Annotated in this window: 14 protein-coding genes and 8 pseudogenes; 6 read left to right on the top strand and 16 right to left on the bottom strand. The window is 43.4% G+C overall.

Features of this window, described 5'->3' with window-relative positions:
- Nucleotides 1-693: 693 nt before the first annotated feature.
- The 5 genes and pseudogenes from G7Y90_RS18400 to sdhC all read right to left on the bottom strand — a co-directional run bounded on the left by G7Y90_RS18400 (nt 694) and on the right by sdhC (nt 6526).
- A pseudogene (locus tag G7Y90_RS18400) lies at nt 694-1994 on the bottom strand (RNA-guided endonuclease InsQ/TnpB family protein).
- Nucleotides 1995-2498: 504 nt separating this feature from the next.
- Nucleotides 2499-3209 (bottom strand): succinate dehydrogenase iron-sulfur subunit, encoded by a 711-nt coding sequence (locus G7Y90_RS04335; protein WP_055123743.1) that lies wholly within the window; start codon nt 3207-3209, stop codon nt 2499-2501.
- A gap of 209 nt (nt 3210-3418) precedes the next feature.
- On the bottom strand, nt 3419-5269 hold the full coding sequence (gene sdhA / locus G7Y90_RS04330) for a succinate dehydrogenase flavoprotein subunit (protein WP_087813903.1): 1851 nt from the start codon (nt 5267-5269) through the stop codon (nt 3419-3421).
- A gap of 463 nt (nt 5270-5732) precedes the next feature.
- Nucleotides 5733-6119 carry a succinate dehydrogenase, hydrophobic membrane anchor protein gene (gene sdhD / locus G7Y90_RS04325; protein WP_227500963.1) on the bottom strand — a complete coding sequence of 129 codons (387 nt, stop codon included), beginning with the start codon at nt 6117-6119 and terminating at the stop codon, nt 5733-5735.
- Between the two features lie 20 nt (nt 6120-6139).
- A complete protein-coding gene (gene sdhC / locus G7Y90_RS04320) occupies nt 6140-6526 on the bottom strand; it encodes a succinate dehydrogenase, cytochrome b556 subunit (RefSeq protein WP_083475612.1) in 387 nt (128 codons plus the stop codon).
- Nucleotides 6527-7555: 1029 nt separating this feature from the next.
- Here sdhC and gltA point away from each other — a divergent pair.
- Nucleotides 7556-8834, top strand: a pseudogene (gene gltA, locus G7Y90_RS04315) (citrate synthase).
- A 189-nt stretch (nt 8835-9023) separates the two neighbouring features.
- Nucleotides 9024-10120: pseudogene (locus G7Y90_RS04310) on the top strand (RNA-guided endonuclease InsQ/TnpB family protein).
- 70 nt (nt 10121-10190) lie between these two features.
- Here G7Y90_RS04310 and G7Y90_RS04305 read toward each other — a convergent pair.
- Both G7Y90_RS04305 and G7Y90_RS04300 read right to left on the bottom strand, forming a co-directional pair.
- A complete protein-coding gene (locus G7Y90_RS04305; protein ID WP_250163490.1) occupies nt 10191-11135 on the bottom strand; it encodes a hypothetical protein in 945 nt (314 codons plus the stop codon).
- 72 nt (nt 11136-11207) lie between these two features.
- Complete coding sequence (locus tag G7Y90_RS04300; RefSeq protein ID WP_250163928.1) at nt 11208-11714, bottom strand: type IV secretion protein Rhs; 507 nt, start codon at nt 11712-11714, stop codon at nt 11208-11210.
- A gap of 438 nt (nt 11715-12152) precedes the next feature.
- On the opposite strand from G7Y90_RS04300, the pseudogene G7Y90_RS04295 reads away from it, so the two are divergent.
- Both G7Y90_RS04295 and ribBA read left to right on the top strand, forming a co-directional pair.
- Nucleotides 12153-13441 (top strand): annotated as a pseudogene (locus G7Y90_RS04295) (replication-associated recombination protein A).
- A gap of 320 nt (nt 13442-13761) precedes the next feature.
- Nucleotides 13762-14874 carry a bifunctional 3,4-dihydroxy-2-butanone-4-phosphate synthase/GTP cyclohydrolase II gene (gene ribBA / locus G7Y90_RS04290; protein WP_055123670.1) on the top strand — a complete coding sequence of 371 codons (1113 nt, stop codon included), beginning with the start codon at nt 13762-13764 and terminating at the stop codon, nt 14872-14874.
- A 105-nt stretch (nt 14875-14979) separates the two neighbouring features.
- Here the strand turns inward: ribBA and G7Y90_RS04285 are convergent.
- From G7Y90_RS04285 to G7Y90_RS04255, 7 genes and pseudogenes are all read right to left on the bottom strand, one after another.
- Nucleotides 14980-15467 (bottom strand): annotated as a pseudogene (locus G7Y90_RS04285) (acyl-CoA thioesterase).
- Between the two features lie 58 nt (nt 15468-15525).
- Nucleotides 15526-16428 carry a hypothetical protein gene (locus G7Y90_RS04280; RefSeq protein ID WP_250163488.1) on the bottom strand — a complete coding sequence of 301 codons (903 nt, stop codon included), beginning with the start codon at nt 16426-16428 and terminating at the stop codon, nt 15526-15528.
- Between the two features lie 174 nt (nt 16429-16602).
- Complete coding sequence (locus G7Y90_RS04275) at nt 16603-16896, bottom strand: hypothetical protein (RefSeq protein ID WP_250163487.1); 294 nt, start codon at nt 16894-16896, stop codon at nt 16603-16605.
- A 93-nt stretch (nt 16897-16989) separates the two neighbouring features.
- On the bottom strand, nt 16990-17604 hold the full coding sequence (locus G7Y90_RS04270) for a uroporphyrinogen-III synthase (RefSeq protein WP_250163486.1): 615 nt from the start codon (nt 17602-17604) through the stop codon (nt 16990-16992).
- A 98-nt stretch (nt 17605-17702) separates the two neighbouring features.
- A pseudogene (hemC, locus tag G7Y90_RS04265) lies at nt 17703-18714 on the bottom strand (hydroxymethylbilane synthase).
- Between the two features lie 230 nt (nt 18715-18944).
- Nucleotides 18945-19682 carry a LytR/AlgR family response regulator transcription factor gene (locus G7Y90_RS04260; RefSeq protein ID WP_045443089.1) on the bottom strand — a complete coding sequence of 246 codons (738 nt, stop codon included), beginning with the start codon at nt 19680-19682 and terminating at the stop codon, nt 18945-18947.
- Between the two features lie 303 nt (nt 19683-19985).
- Nucleotides 19986-21011 carry a histidine kinase gene (locus G7Y90_RS04255; RefSeq protein ID WP_250163485.1) on the bottom strand — a complete coding sequence of 342 codons (1026 nt, stop codon included), beginning with the start codon at nt 21009-21011 and terminating at the stop codon, nt 19986-19988.
- 251 nt (nt 21012-21262) lie between these two features.
- On the opposite strand from G7Y90_RS04255, the gene argH reads away from it, so the two are divergent.
- On the top strand, nt 21263-22636 hold the full coding sequence (gene argH / locus G7Y90_RS04250) for an argininosuccinate lyase (protein ID WP_250163927.1): 1374 nt from the start codon (nt 21263-21265) through the stop codon (nt 22634-22636).
- A gap of 305 nt (nt 22637-22941) precedes the next feature.
- Nucleotides 22942-23231: pseudogene (locus tag G7Y90_RS04245) on the top strand (oxidative damage protection protein).
- Between the two features lie 89 nt (nt 23232-23320).
- Here G7Y90_RS04245 and phoU read toward each other — a convergent pair.
- Nucleotides 23321-24125: pseudogene (gene phoU / locus G7Y90_RS04240) on the bottom strand (phosphate signaling complex protein PhoU).
- Between the two features lie 119 nt (nt 24126-24244).
- Complete coding sequence (pstB, locus tag G7Y90_RS04235) at nt 24245-25171, bottom strand: phosphate ABC transporter ATP-binding protein PstB (protein WP_427549924.1); 927 nt, start codon at nt 25169-25171, stop codon at nt 24245-24247.
- Nucleotides 25172-25181 lie beyond the last annotated feature (10 nt).

Below are 25181 nucleotides of genomic sequence, written 5' to 3'. Positions count from 1 at the left end.
TATTGTGTAATCTGTCGTATGTTAGATATATACATACTTAATGCTATAAAAACTCAATCGTCTTCTATTCAGTACTGCTTTATAAAACCACAGTTATCACTATAAAAGAGTAGTACATTTGTCTGTCATTTTGCTTATGACAGACAGTGATTCTAAATAGTGATAAGTGTCATTGCAATACCTATTATTAAAAATACAATTATTTGTGAACGTCCAGTTTTCTTATCTGACTCGTTTCACAACATTAATTTATATATACTGCAATTAGTCATAACCAATTCATTGAAGATAAACATCCAATGAATCGTTCAACTAGCCTATCACTTGGCTACTCTCGCTGAATCGTATGGTTACTTCCGAGCTATCATTGCTTTTGAGGCAAACATACATTGCTGTATAGAATAGCATGACAGCGTTTTGCGCCATAGTTTGTTTGTTCAATAACTATTTAGGTAATGAATATCTACTATCATTTCAGGTACATCATTCCAGTTTACTACGAATTTATTAGTAAGACAGAATAGTGGCAACTGATAGCTGCTCTTCAAACAACTAATTATTAAAATAATACGCTATTCTAACATTTTACGTGGTGAATATCTCTTGGTGAATGCTTTTTTCTAACACCAATTATTTGACATACTCCCGCCACTTTCGACAAGCTCAAGTGTGGGATTCTAAAAGCAAAAGCTCTTAGGTGACTTTCTCACGAAGGTCACAAGCTTTCTGTTTCATCGGGCGACCTTTACCGCGTCCTCCCTCCACAGACAAAACGGCATGTCCTACCGTAAGAATATTACGAGCTGCATTAACATCAGCATTCGCAATATAACCACATTCAACGCACTCAAATTTTGCTTGGGTGCGTCTATTTTCTTTGGCAACATGCTTGCACTCAAAACAGGTTTGGCTAGTAAATCTTGGGTTTACTTGGATCAATAATCCACCTTGCCACTGCTGTTTATACTCAAGCATAGTCAACGCCATACCCCAACCCTGATCAAGAATTGATTTATTCAATCCTGATTTGGCTCTGACATTGCGACCTTTGTTTTCAAGCGTACCACTTGCTGATTCGACATATTAGCTATCTTCAATCCTCACATACAATCATGGCGTGGTTTTTGCTGATGTCAGTGGTGATCTTATGCAAGTAGTCATGGCGAATATTGGCGATATGATTGAAGCTTTTGGATTTTACGGTTTTGCTTTTTCCAATTATTACTAAATAAGACCTTGCGGCTTAATTGGCGCTGTAGCCTTGCTATCTTGACTTGATTAGCTTTGAAGCTATTTTTGGGCTGAATAATATCAGCGTTTGAGGTAGTGATAAATTTAGTAATCCCTAAATCAATACCAATGGCGGTTTTGGACGGATGGGTCGGTGTTTCAACCTCACGCTCCGTACCGAAAGACACGTACCATTGGCCGGATTTCTTACTGATGGTGATATTCTTTATGACACCTATGATCTCTTGAGATTTTTTAAACTTCACCAAGCCAATACCATTCGGTAATTTGACGCGATTGCCATTAACGCGGCAATATTTATCAAACTGAACCAAGCGGATTGAATCTCGACCATCTGATTTACGTTTAAAACGCGGCATGAGTGGGCGTAGTTGGATTTCAGTGCCGTCGGCAAGCTTGAGGCATTTAGTTTTTCTAGGTTTTCTGTTATTTTCTTTCAGCCTTGCATGAACTTTAGGGTCAAAAAAGCGCGACCAAGCAGAAGCGAGATCACGAACTTTCTGTTGTAAAGATACCGCATTGGAGCTTGTTTTTAAGAATGCAAAATCAGGATTGGCTTTAATATCCATGATTTTATTAACCAAATTCGTTGCATTAATAAACTCATTCTTAGCAAACATCTCAAACGATATGGCCAGCATTTGATTCCAAACAAAGCGCGCAGAACCAACAAGGTTATTTAAGATAACCTCTTGCTCTGCGTTAGGCTCAAGCCTAAACTTATACGCTTTACTGATTTTCATAACACCAATTCGTTTTCGTCTGACATGTTATCAATACTAAAGATTAACACGATTTATTTCAGTAACTAATCTGTATAAAAATATAAGGCGGTGTTCTAAAAAGTATGGTGACGAAAAAATTTAATACGAAGTCTATGCTAATTTCTCTGATTCCATAGAGCTTTCAAGGCTTCAAAATTGTTCAAATTTTAGTCAACATATTTTTTGACACACCACCGAATATAATACTAAGCGACATTCCCCTCCGCCCTAATGTCGGGTGGAGTCCTATTTCGCTTTTTTGATAGATTGCTGACGTATATATCATGCCTTCTTACATACAACCAACGTATTGATAGCCCAGCCTTACCTTTAACCATGTCGAATAATCGTCTCTATAAGCCCTATCTGACACTGAAAGACAATCAAAGAATCTCAGATATATTGCTCATAAAAAACACCACCTAATGATTAGGTGGTGTCTTTCGTACGCTATCTGCAAAAAAACCAGACAATTATAAACGATTAACCTGCTTGGTCAATGAGCATATTACGTAAATGACCAATTGCTTTGGTTGGATTTAAACCTTTTGGACAAACTGATACACAGTTCATGATACCGCGGCAACGGAATAGGCTAAATGGATCATCTAAGCGCGCCAAACGTGCTTGCGTATCACCATCACGGCTATCAGCCACGAAGCGATAAGCATGCAGTAGTGCTGATGGACCTAAGAATTTATCAGGGTTCCACCAGAACGATGGGCAGCTGGTTGAACAGCATGCGCATAGAATACATTCGTACAAACCGTTTAGCTTTTCGCGTTGCTCAGGTGACTGCAAACGCTCAGTTGGCGGCGCTGGCTGGTCATTGATCAAGTACGGATGTACTTTCTCATATTGCTCATAGAATTGGTTCATATCAACAACCAAATCGCGAACAACAGGTAGACCTGGTAATGGACGAACCGTGACTTTTTCTGGCAGAGTGTTCATGTTAATGAGACACGCTAGGCCATTTTTGCCATTGATGTTCATGCCATCAGAGCCACAAATACCTTCACGGCAAGAGCGACGGAAGGTCAGTGTTTCGTCTTCCTTTTTCAGGCGTAATAACACGTCAAGCAACATACGATCTGAGTCTAGCAACTCAATCGTATACGTTTGCATGCGCGGCGCTGCGTCCAGATCAGGATCGTAGCGATAGATTTCGATGGTGCGAGTACCTCGGCTCATAATGCTAAACTCCACACGTAGGTGATGGCGGGCATACAAAGGTTGCAGCATCAGCGCTATTGATTAGCCCATATTGACAGTAATTATCAAATATCAACTAATCATATTGTCACGCTGGCATGAGCATGTAGCTGGCGGTCACCTTTTAATAAATGAATAAAAAATAAAACTTTTACGCTGTTCGTATCGCTAAATTGCGCAGTCTAAAATTAATAGACGCGAACTTTCGGTTCGATATAATCAACCGTTAGTGGTACTTTACGAACTGGCTTATAAATGATGCGATTGCCTTCAGAATACCATAAGGTATGCTTCATCCACTCGTGGTCATTACGGCCATTTGGTGCGTAATCATCATCTTCTGGACGGTCATAGTCAGACACGCTATGAGCACCGCGGCTTTCGTGACGCATTGCCGCTGATACCATCGTCGCTTTGGCCACTTCATACAAGTTAGCCACTTCGAATGCTTCAATGCGCGCTGTGTTAAATACTTGTGATTTATCAGCCAAATGGATTTTTTCAATCTTGTCACCAAGCGCTAAAATCTTGTCAACGCCTTCGTCCATCATCGCTTGCGTACGGAACACACTCGCATGCGCTTGCATGGTTGCACGAATCTCGTCAGCCACGTCTTGGGCATTGTAGCCTTCAGTCGACTGTTGCAGCTTGTCTAAACGACCGACCGTATAATCTAGCACGCGTGGATCTAAAGGCTTATAGTTATGATCGGCATGATGGAATTCATCAACGATATGCTTACCAGCAGCACGACCAAATACCAATAGATCAAGCAAAGAGTTGGTACCTAAGCGGTTGGCACCGTGAACACTGACACAAGCACATTCGCCGATAGCATAAAGACCTTTAACCACGTTGCCTTTTGCATATAGACCGTCTTCATCCGTACCTGCTTCTAGATCAGGCTTAATGACTTGACCATGAATAGTGGTTGGAATACCGCCCATCATATAGTGAATGGTTGGAATAACGGGAATTGGCTCTTTGGTGATATCAACGTTAGCGAAGTTTTTACCAATCTCAAATACCGATGGCAAACGCTTCATGATGGTTTCTACACCCAAATGGGTCATATCCATTACGATATGGTCAGCGTTTGGACCACAGCCGCGACCTTCTTTGATCTCTTGATCCATAGAACGAGAAACCAAATCACGTGGTGCCAAATCTTTCACGGTTGGCGCATAGCGCTCCATGAACGCTTCGCCATCTTTGTTACGTAAGATAGCGCCTTCACCGCGGCAACCTTCAGTTAACAGTACGCCTGCACCGTGGACACCTGTTGGGTGGAATTGCCAAAACTCCATGTCTTGTAATGGAATACCAGCACGAACGGCCATGCCAATACCGTCACCAGTATTGATATAAGCGTTAGTAGAAGCGGCGAAGATACGACCTGCACCACCTGTCGCTAGGACAGTAATTGGTGATTGGAATACGGCAACCGTACCTGTTTCTTGCTCAAGCGCGATAACACCGTTGATATTACCCGCTTCGTCTTTGATCAAATCAAGCGCAATCCACTCGATAAAGAACTCAGTGCCTTGCTGCAAATTCTTCTGATATAGCGTATGTAATAGCGCGTGACCCGTACGGTCAGCTGCAGCACACGCACGTTGTACGGCTTTTTCGCCATAGTTTGAGGTATGACCACCGAATGGGCGCTGATAAATCGTGCCGTCTTCGTTACGGTCAAACGGCATGCCCATGTGCTCAAGCTCATAGACGACTTTAGGCGCCTCACGGCACATGTATTCAATCGCGTCTTGGTCACCCAACCAATCTGACCCTTTAACGGTGTCATAAAAGTGGAAATGCCAGTTATCGTTGCTCATGTTGCCCAAACTTGCGCCGATACCGCCCTGAGCCGCAACCGTGTGCGAACGGGTTGGGAATACTTTGGTCAAAACGGCAACTTTCATGCCTGCTTCTGCCAAATGTAGTGAAGCACGCATACCTGAGCCGCCACCACCAACGATGACTGCATCGTAGTTTAGCGTCTTAATATTACTAATGGTATTATCTTGTCTAGTTGCCATTACGGTTTTCCTAATGCCTATTAATGCTTAGAAGTAAATAAAAAGGCTGTCTCAAAATCATCCTATTGCTGAACAAAACACTTTATTGTCTTGCCACTATTTGCAATGATCAAAGTGGATGACGCTCACAACCCTTAACCACCTAATTTGCATATCTATCGTTATATTGGGTTCGTTCACTGACTAAACCATAGCGCACCTATTATATAAGTGACTGACTAAGTCAATGATGTCCAACGCTATGATTGGCTATGACTATTTTTGTCTACTAACGGATGACTTTGACATTTGCTAGTCGCGTCCGTTATTGTTTATAGATAAATCAAGTTACAGATAAATACATATTATCAATACATAGTCTGTTCAATATAATATGGATACAAGGAAGGCGAGTCACCAGAACTACAAATAGTTGACTAAGCGAGCCTGACACCGTATCCAGATTATAGGGGATTGGCTATCGTTAAACAGCAACCACGCCGAAACCAGTACCCCAAAAAATCATAATGCCCCAAAATAGAAACACTAAAATAGCGATAATCATCAATGACTGTAGCACTAAGCGTAGACCTGCTGCGCTTGAGCCCAATTTGCCAGTAGTGATATAGTCGGTGAACACGGTCCACATACCAACCCAAGCATGACCAGCTAGGGCAAGTACCGCCACCAAGCTAAATAGGCGCATAGGTAAACTGGTCATAAATGATGACCATTCAAGATAAGTAACATCGCCGTGCGTCAAAAAGAAGCCCAGCAATACCACACTATAAACAGCTAAAACGACAGCGCTAATACGCTGGATAATCCAATCGCGTGAGCCTGAACCTGTCAGACCAGTCGCACTTTTGATTCCTGAATCATTTTTTATCATTAGAACATCACCCATACAAATGACGCGACAATTAGAATCGCTGCAATCACAAAACTAACCATAGACGCAGTGCGGCCAGATTTTAGCTCTTCGTTCATGCCCATATCAGCGAATAAGTGCTTAATACCCATCACAAAGTGATAAGCAATCGCGGCAACAAATATCCATGCTAAGAAGCGCACAAGTACGTTGTCAAATACGGTCTCAAAGCTCTCAGCCGAAGCCAATGAGTTCTGTAATAACCACAGCATGACAGGAATCAATAAAAATAAAATAATGCCAGAGATACGATGCAAGATAGAGGCGATCGCAATCGGTGAGCGATTAACGCTAATCACTTGGCTTAAAGGCAGATCAATAGGTCGGTTGCTTTTCACAGCGGGCATCCTTTTTGCGGTTATACTCCTGTATCTGCTATCAACGCTTGATATCACTGATGTCGATTAAGCATTGAGCAACACACGAGACGAATAAAGTAAGGAAGAGCTAGCTGACTTCGTTTAGTTTGCGCTAAATATGAAGAAAGGATCGTGGGGTACAAGGTATTGATAAACTGTTTAATATCGCTCGTCAAATCGACAGGTCTATAAAACAACCCGTCTATTATACAACAAAGAAAATAAACATGAGTAAGATCGATTAACTAGTCTGTTTTTACTGGTCATATCAATAGAAACAACGCTACTCCGTCATCGATATCAATACAGCCCTTTTACTAATGACTTAAAAATAGAACAGTTAACAAAAGCATTCAAACCATGGATTACAGATATTGTCTATCAAAACGCTAGTGCGTCGTTGCTCTTGTGCTACTCAGCCATAACCGAGTATGAATAGAAAAACGACACTACATCATGACCACTTATCAATTCGCACAAAGCGAGTGCCAGTTAAGTTCCTACAATTATAAAATGACTGGGCGATAATTACAAATTTATCCCCTAAGTAGTAAAAGGCAAACGCTGGGTTAACAAATAAATAGACAGCGGTCATACGTATTTGCCAAAATTGCTCAATTTTGAGGAAATTTACGCCAAACTCAATTCGTCTACTACGCATACTCTGTCTGTTTTTAACCCGAATATTAATAAAACCTGCTACATTATTATCGTAAAATTCTTTAAAAATTATGCGGATAATGTAGCTGTACTTACTGTCATAAAAACAAGCTTTCTAAGCAAAATAACCAATCAGACATATTTTGATACAAAAATTACAGTGAATAAACACGACTAAACCGTGCCAATTGGTGCTATTGATGGTAAAAGTCTTTTCAAATCATAAGTAATTACTGCTAATATACCCTGCGTATTAAATGAGTTAAATGCATTTTTATGATTTGACTAACGATAGACCGAGGGTATGCGTCTGTCGTAATTTTATTCTAACAAGCTAAAACCAATGGAGAGCAATTTATGGCTGACACTAATGCCAAACTAACCGTCAATGGTAAAGAATACGAGTTTCCTATTATCGAAGGTACTTTAGGGCGTCCAGTTCTAGATATTGCTGCTCTACAAGAATCAGGATTTTGGTCTTATGACCCTGGTTTTAAAGTAACCGCTCCTGTTGAATCAAAGATTACTTATATTGATGGTGGTAAGGGTGAGCTACTACACCGCGGCTACCCTATCGATCAATTGGCAAACAATGCTGAATATTTAGAAGTGGCTTATGCCTTGATTCATGGCGACTTACCGAACGCTGAGCAAAAAGCAGATTTCTTTGAAAAAATCCGTAAGCATACGGGTGTTCATGATCAATTGCGTAAGTTCTTTGAAGGCTTCCGCCGTGACGCACATCCAATGGCCATTATGGTTGGTGTCGTTGGTGCTTTCCGCGTTTTATCATGAAGCATTAGACGTCAGTAACGAAGAGCATCGTGAAATCACGGCTATCCGTTTAATCGCTAAAATGCCAACGCTTGCTGCGATGAGTTATAAATACTCGCAAGGCGAACCGTTCATGTATCCACGCAATGACTTTAGCTATGCTGAAAACTTCTTATACATGATGTTTGCCACGCCTGCTGATGTTGATTACCAAACCAATGACGTCATCACTCGCGCCATGGACAAAATCTTTACTTTGCATGCTGACCACGAGCAAAACGCGTCAACGTCTACGGTACGTCTAGCTGGTTCTACTGGCGCTAACCCTTACGCGTGTATCGCTGCTGGTATCGCTGCCCTTTGGGGACCATCACATGGCGGCGCGAACGAAGCCGTGCTTGAGATGTTAGATGAGATCGGTTCAGTTGAAAATGTGCCTGAATTCATGGAAAAAGTGAAAAGCCGTGAAGTGAAACTGATGGGCTTTGGTCATCGCGTTTATAAAAACTTTGATCCACGCGCACAAGTAATGAAAGAAACTTGTGACGAAGTATTAGGCGCATTGGGCATCAATGATCCTAAGCTTGAGCTTGCCATGGCACTTGAGAAAATCGCTTTAGAAGATCCGTTCTTCGTTGAGCGTAACTTGTATCCAAACGTTGATTTTTACTCGGGCATTATCCTTAAAGCCATCGGTATCCCAACGTCAATGTTTACCGTTATTTTCTCATTGGCTCGTACCTCTGGTTGGATCAGCCATTGGTTAGAGATGCACAGCACACCGTTCAAAATCGGTCGTCCACGTCAGTTATACACTGGTGAAACGCATCGCGACTTCGTTAAAGTTGAAGACCGCAAATAGTCACTTATATTTTAGTTTTTAGAACCATAAAAAATCCCGCCATCGTGCGGGATTTTTTATGGTTCACTTTTTATCATCAAACGCCGTAAAACCACGTCCTTCTAGGGCGTGGATATCAGGCGTCAACCGTTGTCACCTAAGATTGAACATACCTTTGATAACCAAATACATTGAGATCATAATTACCCCATGAAAACGCTCAAACTACGCATCAAAGACAAACATGCCACTCAGCTAAATATCTTAGCGGGGTCGGTTAACTTTGTATGGAATTACGTCAATGAGCTAAGTTTTAAACACCTCAATCGTACTGGTCAATTCTTTTCGGCTTATGATTTGGCTACTTACACCAAAGGTGCGGGTGAATATCTAAACCTGCACAGCCAAACCTTACAAGCAGTGACCGAAACCCACGCCAAGGCTCGTAAACAGTTTAAAAAAGCCAAACTCAACTGGCGCACCAATAATCCTAGAGCCAAACGTAGTTCTCTTGGTTGAATTCCGTTTAAAAAGACCGCTATTAAGCATATCAGCACCCGCCAAAGTGGTAAAAAGTGTCTAAAAAGCACCCTGCAATTCAGCTTAGCTAAAGGTAAAAAACTCACTATTGACCTATGGGACAGCTATAACTTAGCGCTCTACACCATCAATACTTGCGAATTGGTACAGGACCATCGCGGTAACTGGTACGTCTGTGTGACGGTTAAAGAATTTCCAAAAACAGCGTGTGGCACTGGTCAAGTCGGTATTGATTTAGGTTGCAAAGATTCAGCAGTCAGTAGTGATGGCGACAAACTACAAACCAAAGTCACTCATCAATATGCTGAAAAACTGGCCATTGCTCAAAGAGCTAAGAATAAAAAGCGGGTCAAGGCCATTCACGCCAAGATTAAAAATACCCGTCAAGACCTTATTCATAAATTCACATCAAAGCTTGTCAAAGCCAACAGCCTAATTGTTGTTGGTAAAATCAAATCAACATCATTCACTAAGGGCAAACTTGCCAAATCCGTCTATGACGCAGGTTGGTTTGAAATTAAGCGGCAACTGGATTATAAATGCGCGAACGCAGGTTGCCACTATATCGAAGTGAATGAAGCGTACACCACCCAAACCTGCTCGTGTTGCGGCTCTCGCCAAGACAGTCCGAAAGGTAGATCAGCGCTTGGTATAAGAGTATGGTTTTGTCGTTCTTGTAAAACGACCCATAACAGAGACGTTAATGGAGCAAAAAACATTCTCGCGGTCGGGCTTGGCCGTCTTTAGTAGGAATCCCCGTCCTTTGAGGGCGGGGAGGAAGTCAAAGAAACCCTATCCGTTACTGAATGAATAACTGAGTGAGTGACAGAATTGCGGCTACTGGAATTCTTTTAGTGTCTGCTCATATTTGGCAATTTGCTCATCATAACCTTTAATGGTGTCATTAAACTTAGTCATAAGCGTCTCAAACTCTTTTTGTTGATTCAGTTTCATCTGCTGCATATCAATCACTTGCTGAGCTTCTATCTGCTCCCAAACCTGATGCTGAATAATCAAACGCGCTAATGCTGGGCTCTTGGCACTGAGCCTACCGGCAATTTCTGCATGCTCAAATAATTGCGGTACTAACGTTGCGATATTGATTAACGTATCCACATCTTCTGCGCTAAGAGGCGTCGTCACAGGCTGATAAAGCGCTTCCATCGCTTGCTGGTAGCTTTCGATGATTTGATCTTCTGTTAGCATGACAGGCTTACGCGGCTCAAGGCTAATTCGCTTTAACACCGTTAAATCACGCTCGCCAACTTCCGTACTGGTATTGATATCAGCCTCAGCGGGGATATCCACCTCATCATCTGTGGTGTCAGCAGATAGTGAGCTGCTATCAGCTGTATCGCTGTTATTCTTCATCACGTTATTAGTATTAGTATCGCTAGCAGCAGTATCATTCAGCAGCAATGAATCCTCACTATCTGAGCTATCAGCGGCTTGTAGGGATTCATACTCTGCTTGTAAACGACGCTGTAGCCTTTGTGCTTGCGCGACATATATAGGCTGAAACTGCTTTATACGGGCAGCAGAATCACTTGGGCGCATAGGCTGACTGTCTTCAATGCTCGTTTTCTCAACGCTCTGACTGTCTTCTGGCGCAGGTTGAGTCTCTGCTTGCTGCTGACAACCACTTAACAGCAATACGCCGCTGAGTGTTGCCGCAAGCAAGGTTGACGAGTGCTGTAAAAGGGTGCTTTTTTGATTGATAGAATCATCAACCACACCTTTATTCATTTTATAATTGGGCTTTTTTGGCAAAAATTTAAACATAAGGGTACGTGTCCTTGTTAAGGCAAAATAATAAAAACCAAAGTCGTCATGGCAATCCATTGCCAATGGATATCACTTCATATTGTCGTCAGACTTTACGATCAAAAATGGAATACAAGTTTCTAATGTTTGACAGTCTTGTCCACGCTGACGACGAATAAAATAATCCTGAACCATACGCGCCTGCTGTTCGATACCGTAGTTAAAGAAGGATTTGCCTGTCTTGAGCACATAATCATAACGGCGATCAATAAGTGCACCGCGCACCACTTTTAAGCCTTGCTGTAATTGCCATACATGGGTTAATTCATGTATCAGCCAGCTTTTTTTACTCAATGAAGCATCGCTAAAATCTATTATCCAATCTGCTCGGTTAAAATAAATATGGCCATTAGGACTAACGGCATAATGTTTCAACACCCACCAAGCAGTCTTGAGCTGAACCTCATCGAGATTGATACTGTCGCCAAATACTGAACGCGCCAGCGCTATCTCACCTGTAGTAAGCAAACGTGATTGCTGCTTGGCACTGCGATATAAATAGCGAGCGAACAAGCGCTGCAATATCGGCGGAGACATCATGACGGTAATACCTTATGCCTAATGAATGGATGATCACAAATGATAGGTCGTAAATCGCGCGTGATATCTGCGATCTATCAATGCTGTTGAACCGTTAATAGGGATAAAAGCATAAAAATCAAAGTATTTGGGACATAAGCTGTACACTTGATTGACTTTTATTAACGTAAATCTGCGTTAGCCTATCGTGTATGACACATACCAAGACACATACCAAGACACATACTAAATAGCATCTTTATAAATTAGCCTACTTTTACTACTCATGTCTAATATTCATTAGTGCGAAAATCATGCCAAACAGACAGATATGGTCTTTTTCCATAGCAATGATGAAATCTAGGATGTAGTCATTTAGATGCAGCAATAAAAACCCATTAATCACTGTCGTTATGAACTAATTGATAGCTGTTTAAATTGATAATAGAGATTTCTATGCCGCCTAATTTTCATGCCGATACACCCCTTGCCCAGCGTATGCGCCCAACGACACTTGATGCAATCATTGGTCAAGAACATCTACTAGCGGCAGGTGCGCCCTTGCTGCGTTTGGTCGAACAAGGGCATCTGCCATCGATTATTTTGCATGGTGAAGCTGGCATCGGCAAAACGACTATTGCCATGCTGTTGGCTGATGCTGTTGGCAGGCCTTTTCATGCCTTGTCTGCCTTGAATACTGGGGTCAAACAGCTGCGAGAAGTGTTAGAGAATAAGGACTCATTGGCATTTGAATCGCCAGTGGTTTTTATCGATGAGATACACCGCTTTAACAAGGCTCAGCAGGATGCCTTACTGGGCGCGGTCGAATCTGGTGATATTACCTTGATTGGTGCGACAACTGAAAACCCCTCCTTTAGTGTCAATAATGCGCTGCTATCACGTTGCCAAGTATATCGTTTAGAGCCACTGACGCCTGAGCAAATCAGTGCGGTATTGCAAAGGGCAATTTCAGAAGATTCAGTTCTGAAGAGTTTGACGGTTAATTTACAAGCACAGGACACTATCAGCCAACTGGCGCATGGCGATGCTAGAAAGGCGCTAAATTTATTAGAGCTTGCTATTCAAACGGCGGACACTAAGCAATCACCGCTCGTCATTAACGATGAATTGGTCGCTCGTGTCGCTCAGACCGCGTTGGTACGCTATGACAAAGATGGCGAGCAGCATTACGATATTATCTCGGCGATGATAAAGTCCGTACGTGGCTCAGACCCTGATGCCGCGCTTTATTGGATGGCGCGGATGTTAGTTGGCGGTGAGCCTGCCGATTTTATCGCGCGGCGCTTGGTCATCTTGGCCAGTGAAGATATTGGTAATGCCAACCCTAATGCTTTACTGCTTGCCGATGCAGCATTACGTATGTGCAGTCAATTGGTATGCCAGAAGCGCGTATTATCTTGGGGCAAGTAGTGGTTTATTTGGCGACCAGTGCCAAAAGTAACAGCACTTATAAAGCCATCAATACGGCGATGGCGTTGGCAGAAAAAGATGCCTCTCCAGTACCGCTACACCTGCGCAATGGCGTGACCAAACTGATGCGTAATCAAGGCTATGGTCAAGGTTACGCCTATCCACACGATTATCCCAATCACTATTATCCGCAAAGCTATTTGCCAGACAATTTAGTTGGGAGCAGCTTTTATGAATTTGCCGACAACCAACGCGAGCAACACAGCAAACAGTTTATGGATTGGCTAAAAAGCCAAGCAGCCAGTAATGACTGATGGCTCACATGGTCGATTAGCCCTTTGCTTAATACGCCATTGAATACATGAATCGTCGTGACCATTAATAATACTTATCACTATATTTGACAGTCTGGCCCATATAGTTTTGAGATGAAGCAGCACAGTGGGCTGAAAAGCGTTAAAAGTCCTCATATTGATATATGAGCAATGATTAGATAACGTCTACGGTGGATCAATTTGATCCAATGCACTTTGCCTAACCGCAACAGCGCTCTGTAGCATCTGCTACAATAGACAGAGAATGCTTTATATTCCAAATCACACCTATCTATAAATAATAAAATATGAGACTTACTATGAGTTTAAATACGATTCCTGAGATTATCGAAGACATTCGTGCTGGCAAGATGGTCATCTTAATGGATGATGAAGACCGTGAAAATGAAGGTGATATCATTATGGCAGCGACCCATGTGCGCCCTGAAGATATTAACTTTATGATTACTCATGCACGTGGTTTGGTCTGCTTGACCTTGTCACAAGCACGCTGCCAACAGTTGGCGTTGCCGCTGATGTCTGATCGTAACGAGGCAAAATTTAGTACCAACTTTACGGTTTCTATCGAAGCCGCTGAAGGCGTTACGACAGGTATCTCTGCTGCTGACCGTGCTCGTACGATTCAAGCCGCGGTTTCTTCTTCGGCAAAACCTGAAGACATCGTCCAGCCTGGACATATCTTCCCAATCATGGCTCAAAATGGTGGCGTCTTGCACCGCGCTGGACATACTGAAGCTGGTTGTGATTTAGCACGCCTAGCAGGACTTGAGCCCGCAGCAGTGATTGTCGAAATCATCAATGCCGATGGTACGATGGCGCGCCGTGATGACCTTGAGATATTTGCCGAAGAGCATGGCATCAAGATGGGTACAATTGCTGACCTCATCAACTACCGCATCGCGAACGAGCAAACGGTAGAAGAAATTGAGTCGCGTCCTTTTGAAACGGAATACGGCACCTTTACGCTACATCGCTTCCGCGAATTTGGCGCTGATGAAACGCATTTGGCTTTGGTAAAAGGCGATGTAAGCGAAGGCGTCAGCACCGTCCGTGTCCATGGTTTTCACCCACTACGCGACTTGTTTGCTGCCAAAAATGATATGACGGGTCGTAGTGGCTGGAGCGTGCGCTCAGCACTGGAGGAAATCAGTAATTCAGATCGCGGCGTATTAGTTTGGATTGGTAGCAATCAGCCAATAGATTTAGGAGAGGCGTTAGACAAAGCGGCAGACAATGAATCGCAATCGACCATTACTCAGCAGCCGTATCGCAGCATTGGTGTCGGTGCACAGATTTTGCGTCACTTAGGCGTTCGTGATATGCGTTTATTATCATCACCCATGAAGTTTTACGCATTATCAGGCTTTGACTTGAACGTCATCGATTTCGTACATGCGCCAAAGCAAGATTAATATTTGACTGATTGGCTGGCTGATTGATTCGATATCAGCTACATAGCAAAAGGCACGCTAACATAACGTTAGCGTGCTTTTTTTCATTTAATTTAATATTTAGTGCTAAAGCTTCGGTATATGACCAACTTTCGCTTCTAATGCCAATAGCCGAGCGCGCTCTTCCTCTGTCCAAGCTAATTTACGCTTTCCCTCACTATCGAGACGTACCACGACTGCCTCAGCCGTCGCGACGATGGCTGCTTGCGCGGTGCTATAGTAGCTATATTCCATCACGATACTCGTATTCCCTAAACGCTGACAGCGCACTCCTAATAGCAAAGTATCAGGATAAGTCACTGGGCGTAAATACTGGCAACTAGATTGTGCCAATACCGTCACCATACTGCCATCAAACATACCTAGCGCCTGCAAATAGCCAATTCGTGCTGATTCAGCGTAACGGTAATAAATCACATTATTTAAATGGTTAAACGCATCCTCTCGCCCCAGTGAATGGGCTGATGATGAATAATGGGATAATGAGACAATTCGTCAGGATGATTATCTGCGATATTAGAGGCTACATGTGCTGCTTGATTCAAACTGTCCATAACGTCATTTCTCTTATTTTTATATTCATAAATCTATCAATCAACATCCACTGAACCACTAACGCTGAGATTTATCCAAAATCTGAGTGGTCAACAATGGCGTTGGTTTCGGTGCATTGGCAATCAATTTATCTAACCAATCTATAACTTCTGCGATATTTGTCGGAGAGGATCTGGTTTGTAGGTTCTTGTCGGTAGAGGTTTGCTTTTTGCCTGCGGACGCATCATTAGAGGCGTTTTCAGTATTAGTCATGGCTGCCTTTGGCGCTGACTCTTGAGGAATATCAGACTTCGGCACCAAGGTTTGTAGTTGATTTCGTGCTTGACGCAGATAACCAACCAGCTGCTCTTGTTCGCGCATATTACTGGCTTGACTGGCCAGATTTAAGGTCATAATCACTTCGTGAATAGTCAGTTGTTTGCGCGAGAGGCTCATATTATTATCGGCGCTATTGTGCGGTGTCGCCTCACTACTCACACGCTCATAGCGGTGCAAAAACTCTTGAATATTTTGGATGGCGAGGTTTTGTAGCTGCCAAGGACTGGGCTGATTGCTGCTCGCCTGCAAACGTTCGATGTCTTTCATCAAGCTTTGTTTGATCACAACCGTTAGCGCTGGAGCAATCTCATTGCTACTTTGCGAAAGCTGCCAGTGTAGACCACGCAACAAATCAATCGCTGCACTGTCGTTATTGTCTGCCAATAATCTATCAGCGGCTTGTATCTGAATACGCAATAAATCTAACTGGTTTTGCGCTTGGCTACTGGCGGCAGATCGAGGCTCTGGCAGCGTCTGCTGACTCATCGCAAATAGACGGTCATCCATCTCATTCAGACGGCTGACGACTTGCTCGTTGCTTTGCAAACGCTCATTAACACTATGCTGGAAACGCTGCTGGCTGATGTAGAGCCACAATAGGGCGGCGATAAGCAACAAGATAACCAGCCACTGCAGGCGCAAAAAACACATTTGCTTGTCGGCGCTGCTGAGTAGCAGAAGGTTCCTGAGATAATGATTCAGAATTGATTGACATAAGGCAGCACCGTTATTTTGGCTAAAACAGGTTTAAAGCAAATAAATAAAAAGTGAAACATAATAGATAAGGACAGGTTATCGGTTGGTACATTTATACATTCAACAGGCTTTAGCATGAATAGCAGTAAGAATGGTTTCTGGCGCCAAATCTTCCACACGCCAATAACTTAATTGCTGCTCAGCGACCATATTGGCTAAACGCTCACCCAACACCACATAAGAAAAGTCTGACAATTTATAGGGCAAAATAGCAGAGGTTTCTCTGGCTGTTTCTTGCTCTAATGCCTTTTCTGCTACAGCCCGAACGATGCTTTCCCAATGCTCAAAGGCTGTACCGCTACTGATCACAACGATTGGCTTTGGTTGCTGCGCTGCCAACGCATCTTGCATCATATTATGCGTTAAATTATCGGTTAAAAATTCTTTTAGCCACTGCTCATATGAGCCATCGCCTCGACTGGCATTATGCGCTCATACCAAGCAATACTATCGATATGCACCGCGTGCCAGCAACGTATCGACCAATAGTCGCCTACCACCCAATCCGCGCCACACGAGCAACTTGTCACCTGCTTGCAAATGCCCAATCTCAGGCATCGCTAGCATACCTTCGTTATTGGCAATGTGAGGCTGAAGTACTTGATAATTCGACGCCTCGATTTTGGCATTGTTTAATACCGACGCAGTCGCTTCACCCACGGCAATCAAGTAGCTCGGCGCTTGCAGAGCATTAATTGCTATATCTTTTCGCTCACCGTCATTATCATCGTCATCGTCATGGTTTTGAGCTTGACGCTCATCTTCAAGCGCTTGCCAAACAGCCAGTCCTGAAGCGGCCGCCGTTGGGCTAATAATCACAAGCGCCTTATAATCGCCTGCTAGCCAATGCCGCATCAGCGTCATGTCTTGCTCAGTCGTTGGGCGCGGTTGTAACGTCAACATCGGTATCTCTACCACCGTTAGCCCTGCTGCTTGTAGATGATCTGTCAATGCAGCGGCACGCTCCACTGGGCGAGTATTGATGACTACTTGCGTGGGTGATGACTCATTATTTGATTGACTGTTAGCAATAAGCTGGGCGTGATTTAATGTTGATGACATAGACGTACCATGACAAAAGACTGATAGAATTGGCTTAACGATAGCCCTAGCATCAATAATACTGGGGCTATGACTAAGATAATCAAAATACTGGCCTGTTATTCAGGATGATAAATCGCGGATAAGATATCACCCGCGCCATCGGCAAGCAGTATATTGGCAACATCAATACCAAGCTGATTAGCCTGTACTTCTTGCTCGGCTTGTGTGCCAATCAACGTGACGCGTTTTTCTGCTTTTAGCAGCTCACTGCCATCCGCTTGACCGACGCGGCCACGTAGCCATAACATATTGCCGTTGTCGTTATTGCCATTGTCACCGTTATCATCATTGTTGCTGCTCGTTTCATCCGCCATTTGTAACACAGCATAAGCAGCAATGGGTACTTGGCAACCACCCTCTAAATGACGGTTCAGCGCGCGCTCAGCAATGAGACGGATACGAGCTTTATCATCATTCAGTGGTGCCAGTAATTTTAACACCTCATCATCACCTTCGCGGCATTCGATCGCTAAGGCGCCTTGACCAACCGCAGGCAGGCAGGCATTGATATCAAGCTCGCCGCGTATGCGCTCATCCAGCTCGATACGCTGCAAACCACTGGTCGCTAAAATAATCGCATCATACTCGCCAGCATCCAGCTTGCCCAAACGTGTACCAACGTTACCGCGTAAGGTTTTGATTTGTAGGTCTGGGCGATAGGCTTTAAGCTGACACTGACGACGCAAACTTGACGTGCCAACGACTGCCCCTTGCGGCAACTCATCAATACTATTATAGGTGTTAGACACAAAAGCATCAGTCGGTGAGGCGCGTTTGCAATAGACGCCCAGCATCAAGCCTTCAGGAAGCTGCATCGGTACGTCTTTTAATGAATGTACCGCGATGTCCGCTTGTTTGTCATATAGAGCTTGCTCAAGCTCTTTGACAAACAAACCTTTACCGCCAATTTTAGCCAAAGGTGTGGTCCAAAATCTTGTCACCCTTAGTGACAATTTTTAGCAAGTTAATCGTCAATTCAGGATACAAATCTAGTAGACGAGCACGGATATGCTCAGCTTGCCATAGTGCTAAAGGGCTCTGACGCGTGGCGATATTCAAGGTAGTCAAAGCAGTTTGCTGCGGATTGCTCATAAAGGGCCTCAATAAATTCGATACTGTTCACGTCAGTACTATGCAGGTCAGTATTAGACAATACTGCAAATTTTCCACAAAAAATGGGCGATATAAACCATATATAGTCAATGCTGACGCAAAAAAATACCCCTATTTAAGCATAAATAAGGGTTTGATGATATGGGGTGATTATTTCACGGTTATTTCACTATGCAAACCGCAGCTTACATGCTTTGAATCTTGTCACGTAATGCAGGTAAGTGACGGCGGCTAACCGCGAGTGTCTCATCAATGCCTTTAAAGCGTATTTGATATTGTCCTGCATCCAACGTTTCTAAAAAGTCCAAAAAGCTAAGGTTGATGATGGCATTACGGTGCACCCGAAACAGCCGATCCTCAAACTCTTGTTCAAGCTCTTTTAGCGTCTCATCAATCAGGACAATGCCATCTTTGTGACGGACTTTGACGTACTTTTGATCGGCGGTAAAATAATAGATATCTTTGAGCTTGATGAGCTCAACGCCTCGGTGAGTACGAGCAGCGATATGCTCACGTACTGGACGCGCTGTTGGGTCTTCTAGTTTACGAATCTCATTTAGCTGCGCCGCGTTCAAATTTTTCGCTTTATCTAGTGCTTCTAGTAGTTCATCTTTATTGGCAGGCTTTAATAAATAACCAATCGCATTGGCTTTTAGCGCGGCAATGGCATAATGATCATAAGCGGTGACAAATATAATAGCTGGCGGATGCTCAAGCTTGGCAAGCTCTTGCGCACAGCGCACCCCATCCATCTCAGGCATACGAATATCTAATAATATGATGTCTGGCTGCTGAGTTTTGACAGCGATAATGGCTTCTGCACCCGTGGTTGCTTGAGCAACGACTTGATGACCTGACTCCTGTACAATTCTAACCAAACGCTCACGTGCTAGTGGCTCATCATCACAAACTACGATACGCATGCAAACTCCAATCCCAGGATAAACTTAGTATTTTTTTCAATGGCCTTACCAACATATTAGCACTCATTACCAATCACTTAGCATAAAACCTTTAATTATTTCATAAAACAATAACTGGCTATATTGACGTTGATAGCCTTGTGCATTGAGTTTTATTGCGATGCATTTATCGATAATAATTTTTATGGGGAATCATGGCTAAATATAAAGTAAAACAACCCATTAGCTATAAAGATGGTGCAATAACTATGCCATACCTATTTCTTGAGAAATAAAATACAAAATTAAGCCCCAACAAAACGGTCATAAACTAACATCTTGCAGCGGATAGTCGATGACGGTAATAATTCGACTACTGGTAACGCTACTTTTAATATCCGCACTTTGACCGAAATAAGCCCGTAAACGTTCCGCTTGAATATAAAAGTTCATGTGCTGACGTAAATCATGGTTAATAATCATGGTTTTTTTCGGCAGCGCGACACCAATCGTAATCACAACCCGATGCTGCTGCCAAGTGACTCTAATATTGATATAAATGGTTTCAGTGGTCATCTCCACCACATTCAGCAGCATTTTTTCTAGCACGCTCTGTAAGGTCAAGGCGGTAATCACCATGTCATACATGACATCTTCGTCAGGCAATTGCCAACTCACTTCAAGCTTATCCGCTAAGCGGCTAGACTCAATCGCTAGATAGTGCTCACAAAGAGCAATTTCTTCTTCAAAGCTAATCTCTCGTGCCCCATTGAAACTGGCACGGAATAAGGCAGAAACGTGCTGTAATAAAGCAGAAGCTCTTGCTGGATTGGACTCTATCAGTGACACAAGGGTATTAATGGTATTAAAGAAAAAATGCGGAGCGATTCGTGCTTTGATCACATCATTTTGTGCACTCAATTTCTGCTCAAACGATTGTTTGAGCGCATTCGTCTCACGATAACGGCGTAAAAAATACAGTAAGAACACCAAGGTAAAGCCACCACTAATCACCGCATCAAATAATATATTTAGAATAAAAGTTTGACGATCATATTCAAACCAACCAATGTTAATCATCACCAGCATGACTAAAATCATGGATATGGTAGATGCCACCATGAGTAAGGCAAGCACATACATGCTGGCTTTAGGTATGCTCATGCTCTTTAAAATGGGGCGCAAATAATCAATGATGTATAAGGAAGGAATAATACTCAAGGTGTTTTGCAGGACTCTGCTAAACAACTGAATCAAAAAATCTGACCACGTGGCAATATCATAGCGATTTATTACCGTGACGAATAGTGACCAAAAAAAGATATAAATGAACCACTGCCAAGGCTTCATGACTTCCATGAGCTTGGGAATAAAAAACTCTAAGCGCTCCGCTAGTAAGGCAACCTCATCCTTTGCTATACTTGAGCTCTTATTCTGCTGACTTGTCTTGTACCGATATGAACGCCAATTCTTCAAAACCTAGTAGTCCCGAATCAAATGTAAACCCATCTGTCTCTGATTCTAGCACAGATGCTCCGATAACAAATAACGCTGCACAAAACAACCCTGTAAGCAGTCCTTCAAACAGCCAAGGCCAGCAGATGTGGGGCGGACGCTTCAGTGAAGCGACGGACAGCTTTGTCGCTGCCTTCACCGCCTCTGTTGGCTTTGACCAACGCTTTGCGCGTCACGATATTCAAGGCTCAATCGCCCACGCGACCATGCTTAAAGAATGTGACATTTTGACCGCTGACGAAGTAGCCACCATTATTGATGGTCTACATCAGGTACTGCGCGAGATTGAGGCTGGCGAGTTTAACTGGTCAATCGCGCTAGAAGACGTGCACATGAATGTTGAGTCGCGCTTGACTGACATCATCGGCGCAGTTGGTAAAAAACTGCATACGGGTCGTAGCCGTAACGATCAGGTTGCCACCGATATTCGTCTTTGGCTACGCGAAGAGACTGATAATATCATTACCTTATTAGTACGCTTGCAAAGTGGTTTGCTTGATTTGGCTGAGCAGCATACTGACACTATTATGCCCGGCTTTACGCATTTACAAACGGCGCAGCCAGTGAGCTTTGGTCATCACGTCATGGCGTGGTTTGAGATGTTATATCGCGATACCGAACGTCTGGTCGATGCGCGCCGCCGTATCAATCAGATGCCACTTGGTAGTGCTGCCCTTGCTGGCACGACATTCCCAATCGATCGTACCATTACTGCTGAGTTGTTAGGTTTCGAAGGTATTTGCCAAAACTCGCTGGATGCCGTATCAGACCGTGATTTTGCGATTGAATTCACCTCAGCCGCTTCTATCTTAATGATGCATATGTCACGGATGAGCGAAGAGATTATCCTATGGATGTCAGCGCAATTTAACTTTGTACAGATTCCAGATCGCTTCTGTACTGGCTCATCTATCATGCCGCAAAAGAAAAATCCTGATGTGCCAGAGTTGGTTCGCGGTAAAGCAGCACGTGTCTTTGGGCAATTAATGACGCTATTAAGTCTAATGAAGAGTCAGCCACTGGCTTATAACAAAGACAACCAAGAAGACAAAGAGCCGTTGTTTGATTGCGTCGATACGCTTACCGGCTGTTTATTGGCTTTTGCTGATATGCTACCGAATATCACCCCAAATAAAGAAAACATGCGCGCTGCCACAATGAAAGGCTACGCTACCGCTACTGACCTTGCAGATTATTTGGTACGCCAAGGCGTAGCGTTCCGTGATGCCCATGAAGTGGTGGGTAATGCCGTTGCTTTGGGTATCAAAGAAGGTGTTGATTTGAGCGATTTATCATTGGCGCAGCTACAGCAGTTTAGCGATGCTATCGGTGAAGATGTCTTTGAATATCTAACGCTAGAAGGCTCATTAGCAGCCCGTGACCACTTAGGTGGTACAGCGCCAAATCAAGTTAAGCAAGCAGTTGCTCGCGGTCGCAGCCGTTTAGAGGTATTTGCGTAAAAGCGCATTGTTGACCAGACAGCTTTTACCATCAAAAACACCCGCCCCTGCTGCGGGTGTTTTTGATACCATGATGAGGTAAAGTAAATTCAGCTAATAATATTTAAGTCACTTATGCTGAATAAGTGCTAACTAATACCATTCACAGAAATTAGAGTAGCAAGGAAAACGAGTGAATGTACTACGCCTTGTAGGCTAAGCGAGTTTGACACAGCCAATCTTACTTTTTGGGTTTGGTATAACTATTCTCATGAGTGATTCAATAATATATTTTTTAATAACTAAACCCTAATAAGGAGTGCCTCATGACTGAGACTTTTAATCCTCAAGCCAATACGGTATTTTGCCGTAAATATCAGCAAGAATTGCCCAAAATGCCGCACCCGCCTTTTCCTAATAAAAAAGGTCAGGAGCTACAAGAAACGGTATCTGACAAAGCGTGGAAAGAATGGCTTGAACAGCAACGATGCTGATTAACGAAAACCATCTAAGTATGTTAGATCCTGCTGCCAAAAAATTCCTCACCGAACAACGGGATAAATTTTTAGATAATGAAGATTATGAGCGTGCACAAGGTTGGACGCCAGAGAGCTAGTTGCTTTTTATTATTGCCACAATATAAAAAACGCGCTATTTAATATAGCGCGTTTTTTTTGGATGTAAATTAACGATGAACTGTTTTTTTCAGCCCTCATCACCGTTTGAGTCTACAAAATCTGTGGCTGACTTGACGGCAGGTTTAGTGGCAGACAGGGTGCTGACTTGGCGCGCCGCCATACGGTCATTGGCTTCTTGCACCGCTTTTTCGACCAGCGCATAGTCGGAATGACGCACATCTTGCCCACTAATATAGTTAATCACCAGTTCTGCAATATTTTGTGCATGATCGCCTACCCGCTCAAGCGCCGCAATACCCACATAATATTGATAACTTTTGAAACGTGCCGTGAATCTTCCATAATATAGGTCATCAAAGCACGGATGGCTGACTGATACTCATCATTGACCATGCTATCGTTACGCATGACCTCAAACGCTTGCTCAGCATTCGATTGGCTAAATGCCTCTAGCGCATTGTGCAGCATCAAACGAACCTGATTGCTGAGATGTTGAACTTCTGCATAGCCATACGACAGTTTACCTTGTGCCGCAATTTTTTTGGCCATCTGAGCGATTTTGACGGCTTCATCACCGATGCGTTCTAAATCAACCACGCCTTTACTGATAGACATGACCAAGCGTAAATCGCTGGCAGCGGGCTGGCGTTTGGCGACCAATAGCAAGATATGCTCATCCAACTCGACTTCCATTCGATTGATATCAAAGTCCATATCAATCACCTCTTGCGCCAGTGTCTCATTTTTATCGATAAGCGCATGGATTGCTTTCGCCACTTGGTTGGTCGCGCTATCGCCCATGTATAAAACAAACGGATAGCTTCATCAAGATCTTGGTCAAAACTTTTGGAGATATGCTTATCGCTTTGCATAAGAGGTATTCCCTAAAATCCATATTTTGGTAGCGCGGTGTGGCTGTTGAGTCGAACAGATTGGCTCACGATATCTTATTGAACGTATCGAGCACGTCGTCCTTGCTCAGACCGCGATGTTAGCCATAACGACCCGTAATATAGTCTTCTGTGGCGGTTTGGGCAGGCTTGGTAAATATCTGGTCGGTCTCGCCCATCTCAATCATATCGCCTAAGTACATATAGACGGTATAGTCAGACACACGCGCGGCCTGTTGCATGTTATGCGTAACGATGGCAATGGTGTAATCCTGTTTTAAGTCTTCAATCAAATCTTCGATCGCGCCGGTCGAGATAGGGTCAAGCGCTGATGTCGGCTCATCAAGCAATAACACTTCAGGCTTGGTCGCGACGCTACGCGCAATACACAAGCGTTGCTGCTGACCACCTGATAAAGACAATCCAGAAGCCTTTAACTTGTCTTTCACTTCTGGCCATAATGCGGATTTTTTGAGTGCCCACTCTACCCGATTGTCCAGCTCAGCTTTGCTCAACTTTTCATAAAGGCGTACTCCGAAGGCGACATTGTCATAGATTGACATCGGGAATGGGGTAGGTTTCTGAAAAACCATACCGACTTGGGCGCGTAGCAAATTGACATCGATGTCTTTGCCCAAGATATTGTTGCCATCAAGATTAATATTGCCTTCTGCCCGCATACCCGGATATAAGTCATACATCCGATTAAAGGTACGTAATAGCGTCGACTTGCCGCAACCTGAAGGACCAATGAAAGCAGTGACTTTTTTATCAGGAATATCGATATTGATATTTTTTAGCGCCTGAAAGTCACCATAATAAAAATTCAGATCCCGAATTTGCATTTTTGCTGCAGGCATGTTTTTGGGAATATCATGAAGCGTTTGTTTGGTTAGGCTGGCAATATCTGGCTGCTCCATTTGTGCTGCCGTCGACATCGGTCTGTTTAATAAACTGTCTGTTGTTGGATTAAATTTATCTGCCGCATTGAATTTATCGACAGGCTTTTTTGTACGGATTTTGCTCATGACGTCATTC

The sequence above is a fragment of the Psychrobacter sp. WY6 genome (genome assembly GCF_018448495.1).
Classification (GTDB): domain Bacteria; phylum Pseudomonadota; class Gammaproteobacteria; order Pseudomonadales; family Moraxellaceae; genus Psychrobacter.
Note: the sequence above shows the minus strand (reverse complement) of the source record. Positions and strands in the feature narration are given on the sequence as shown.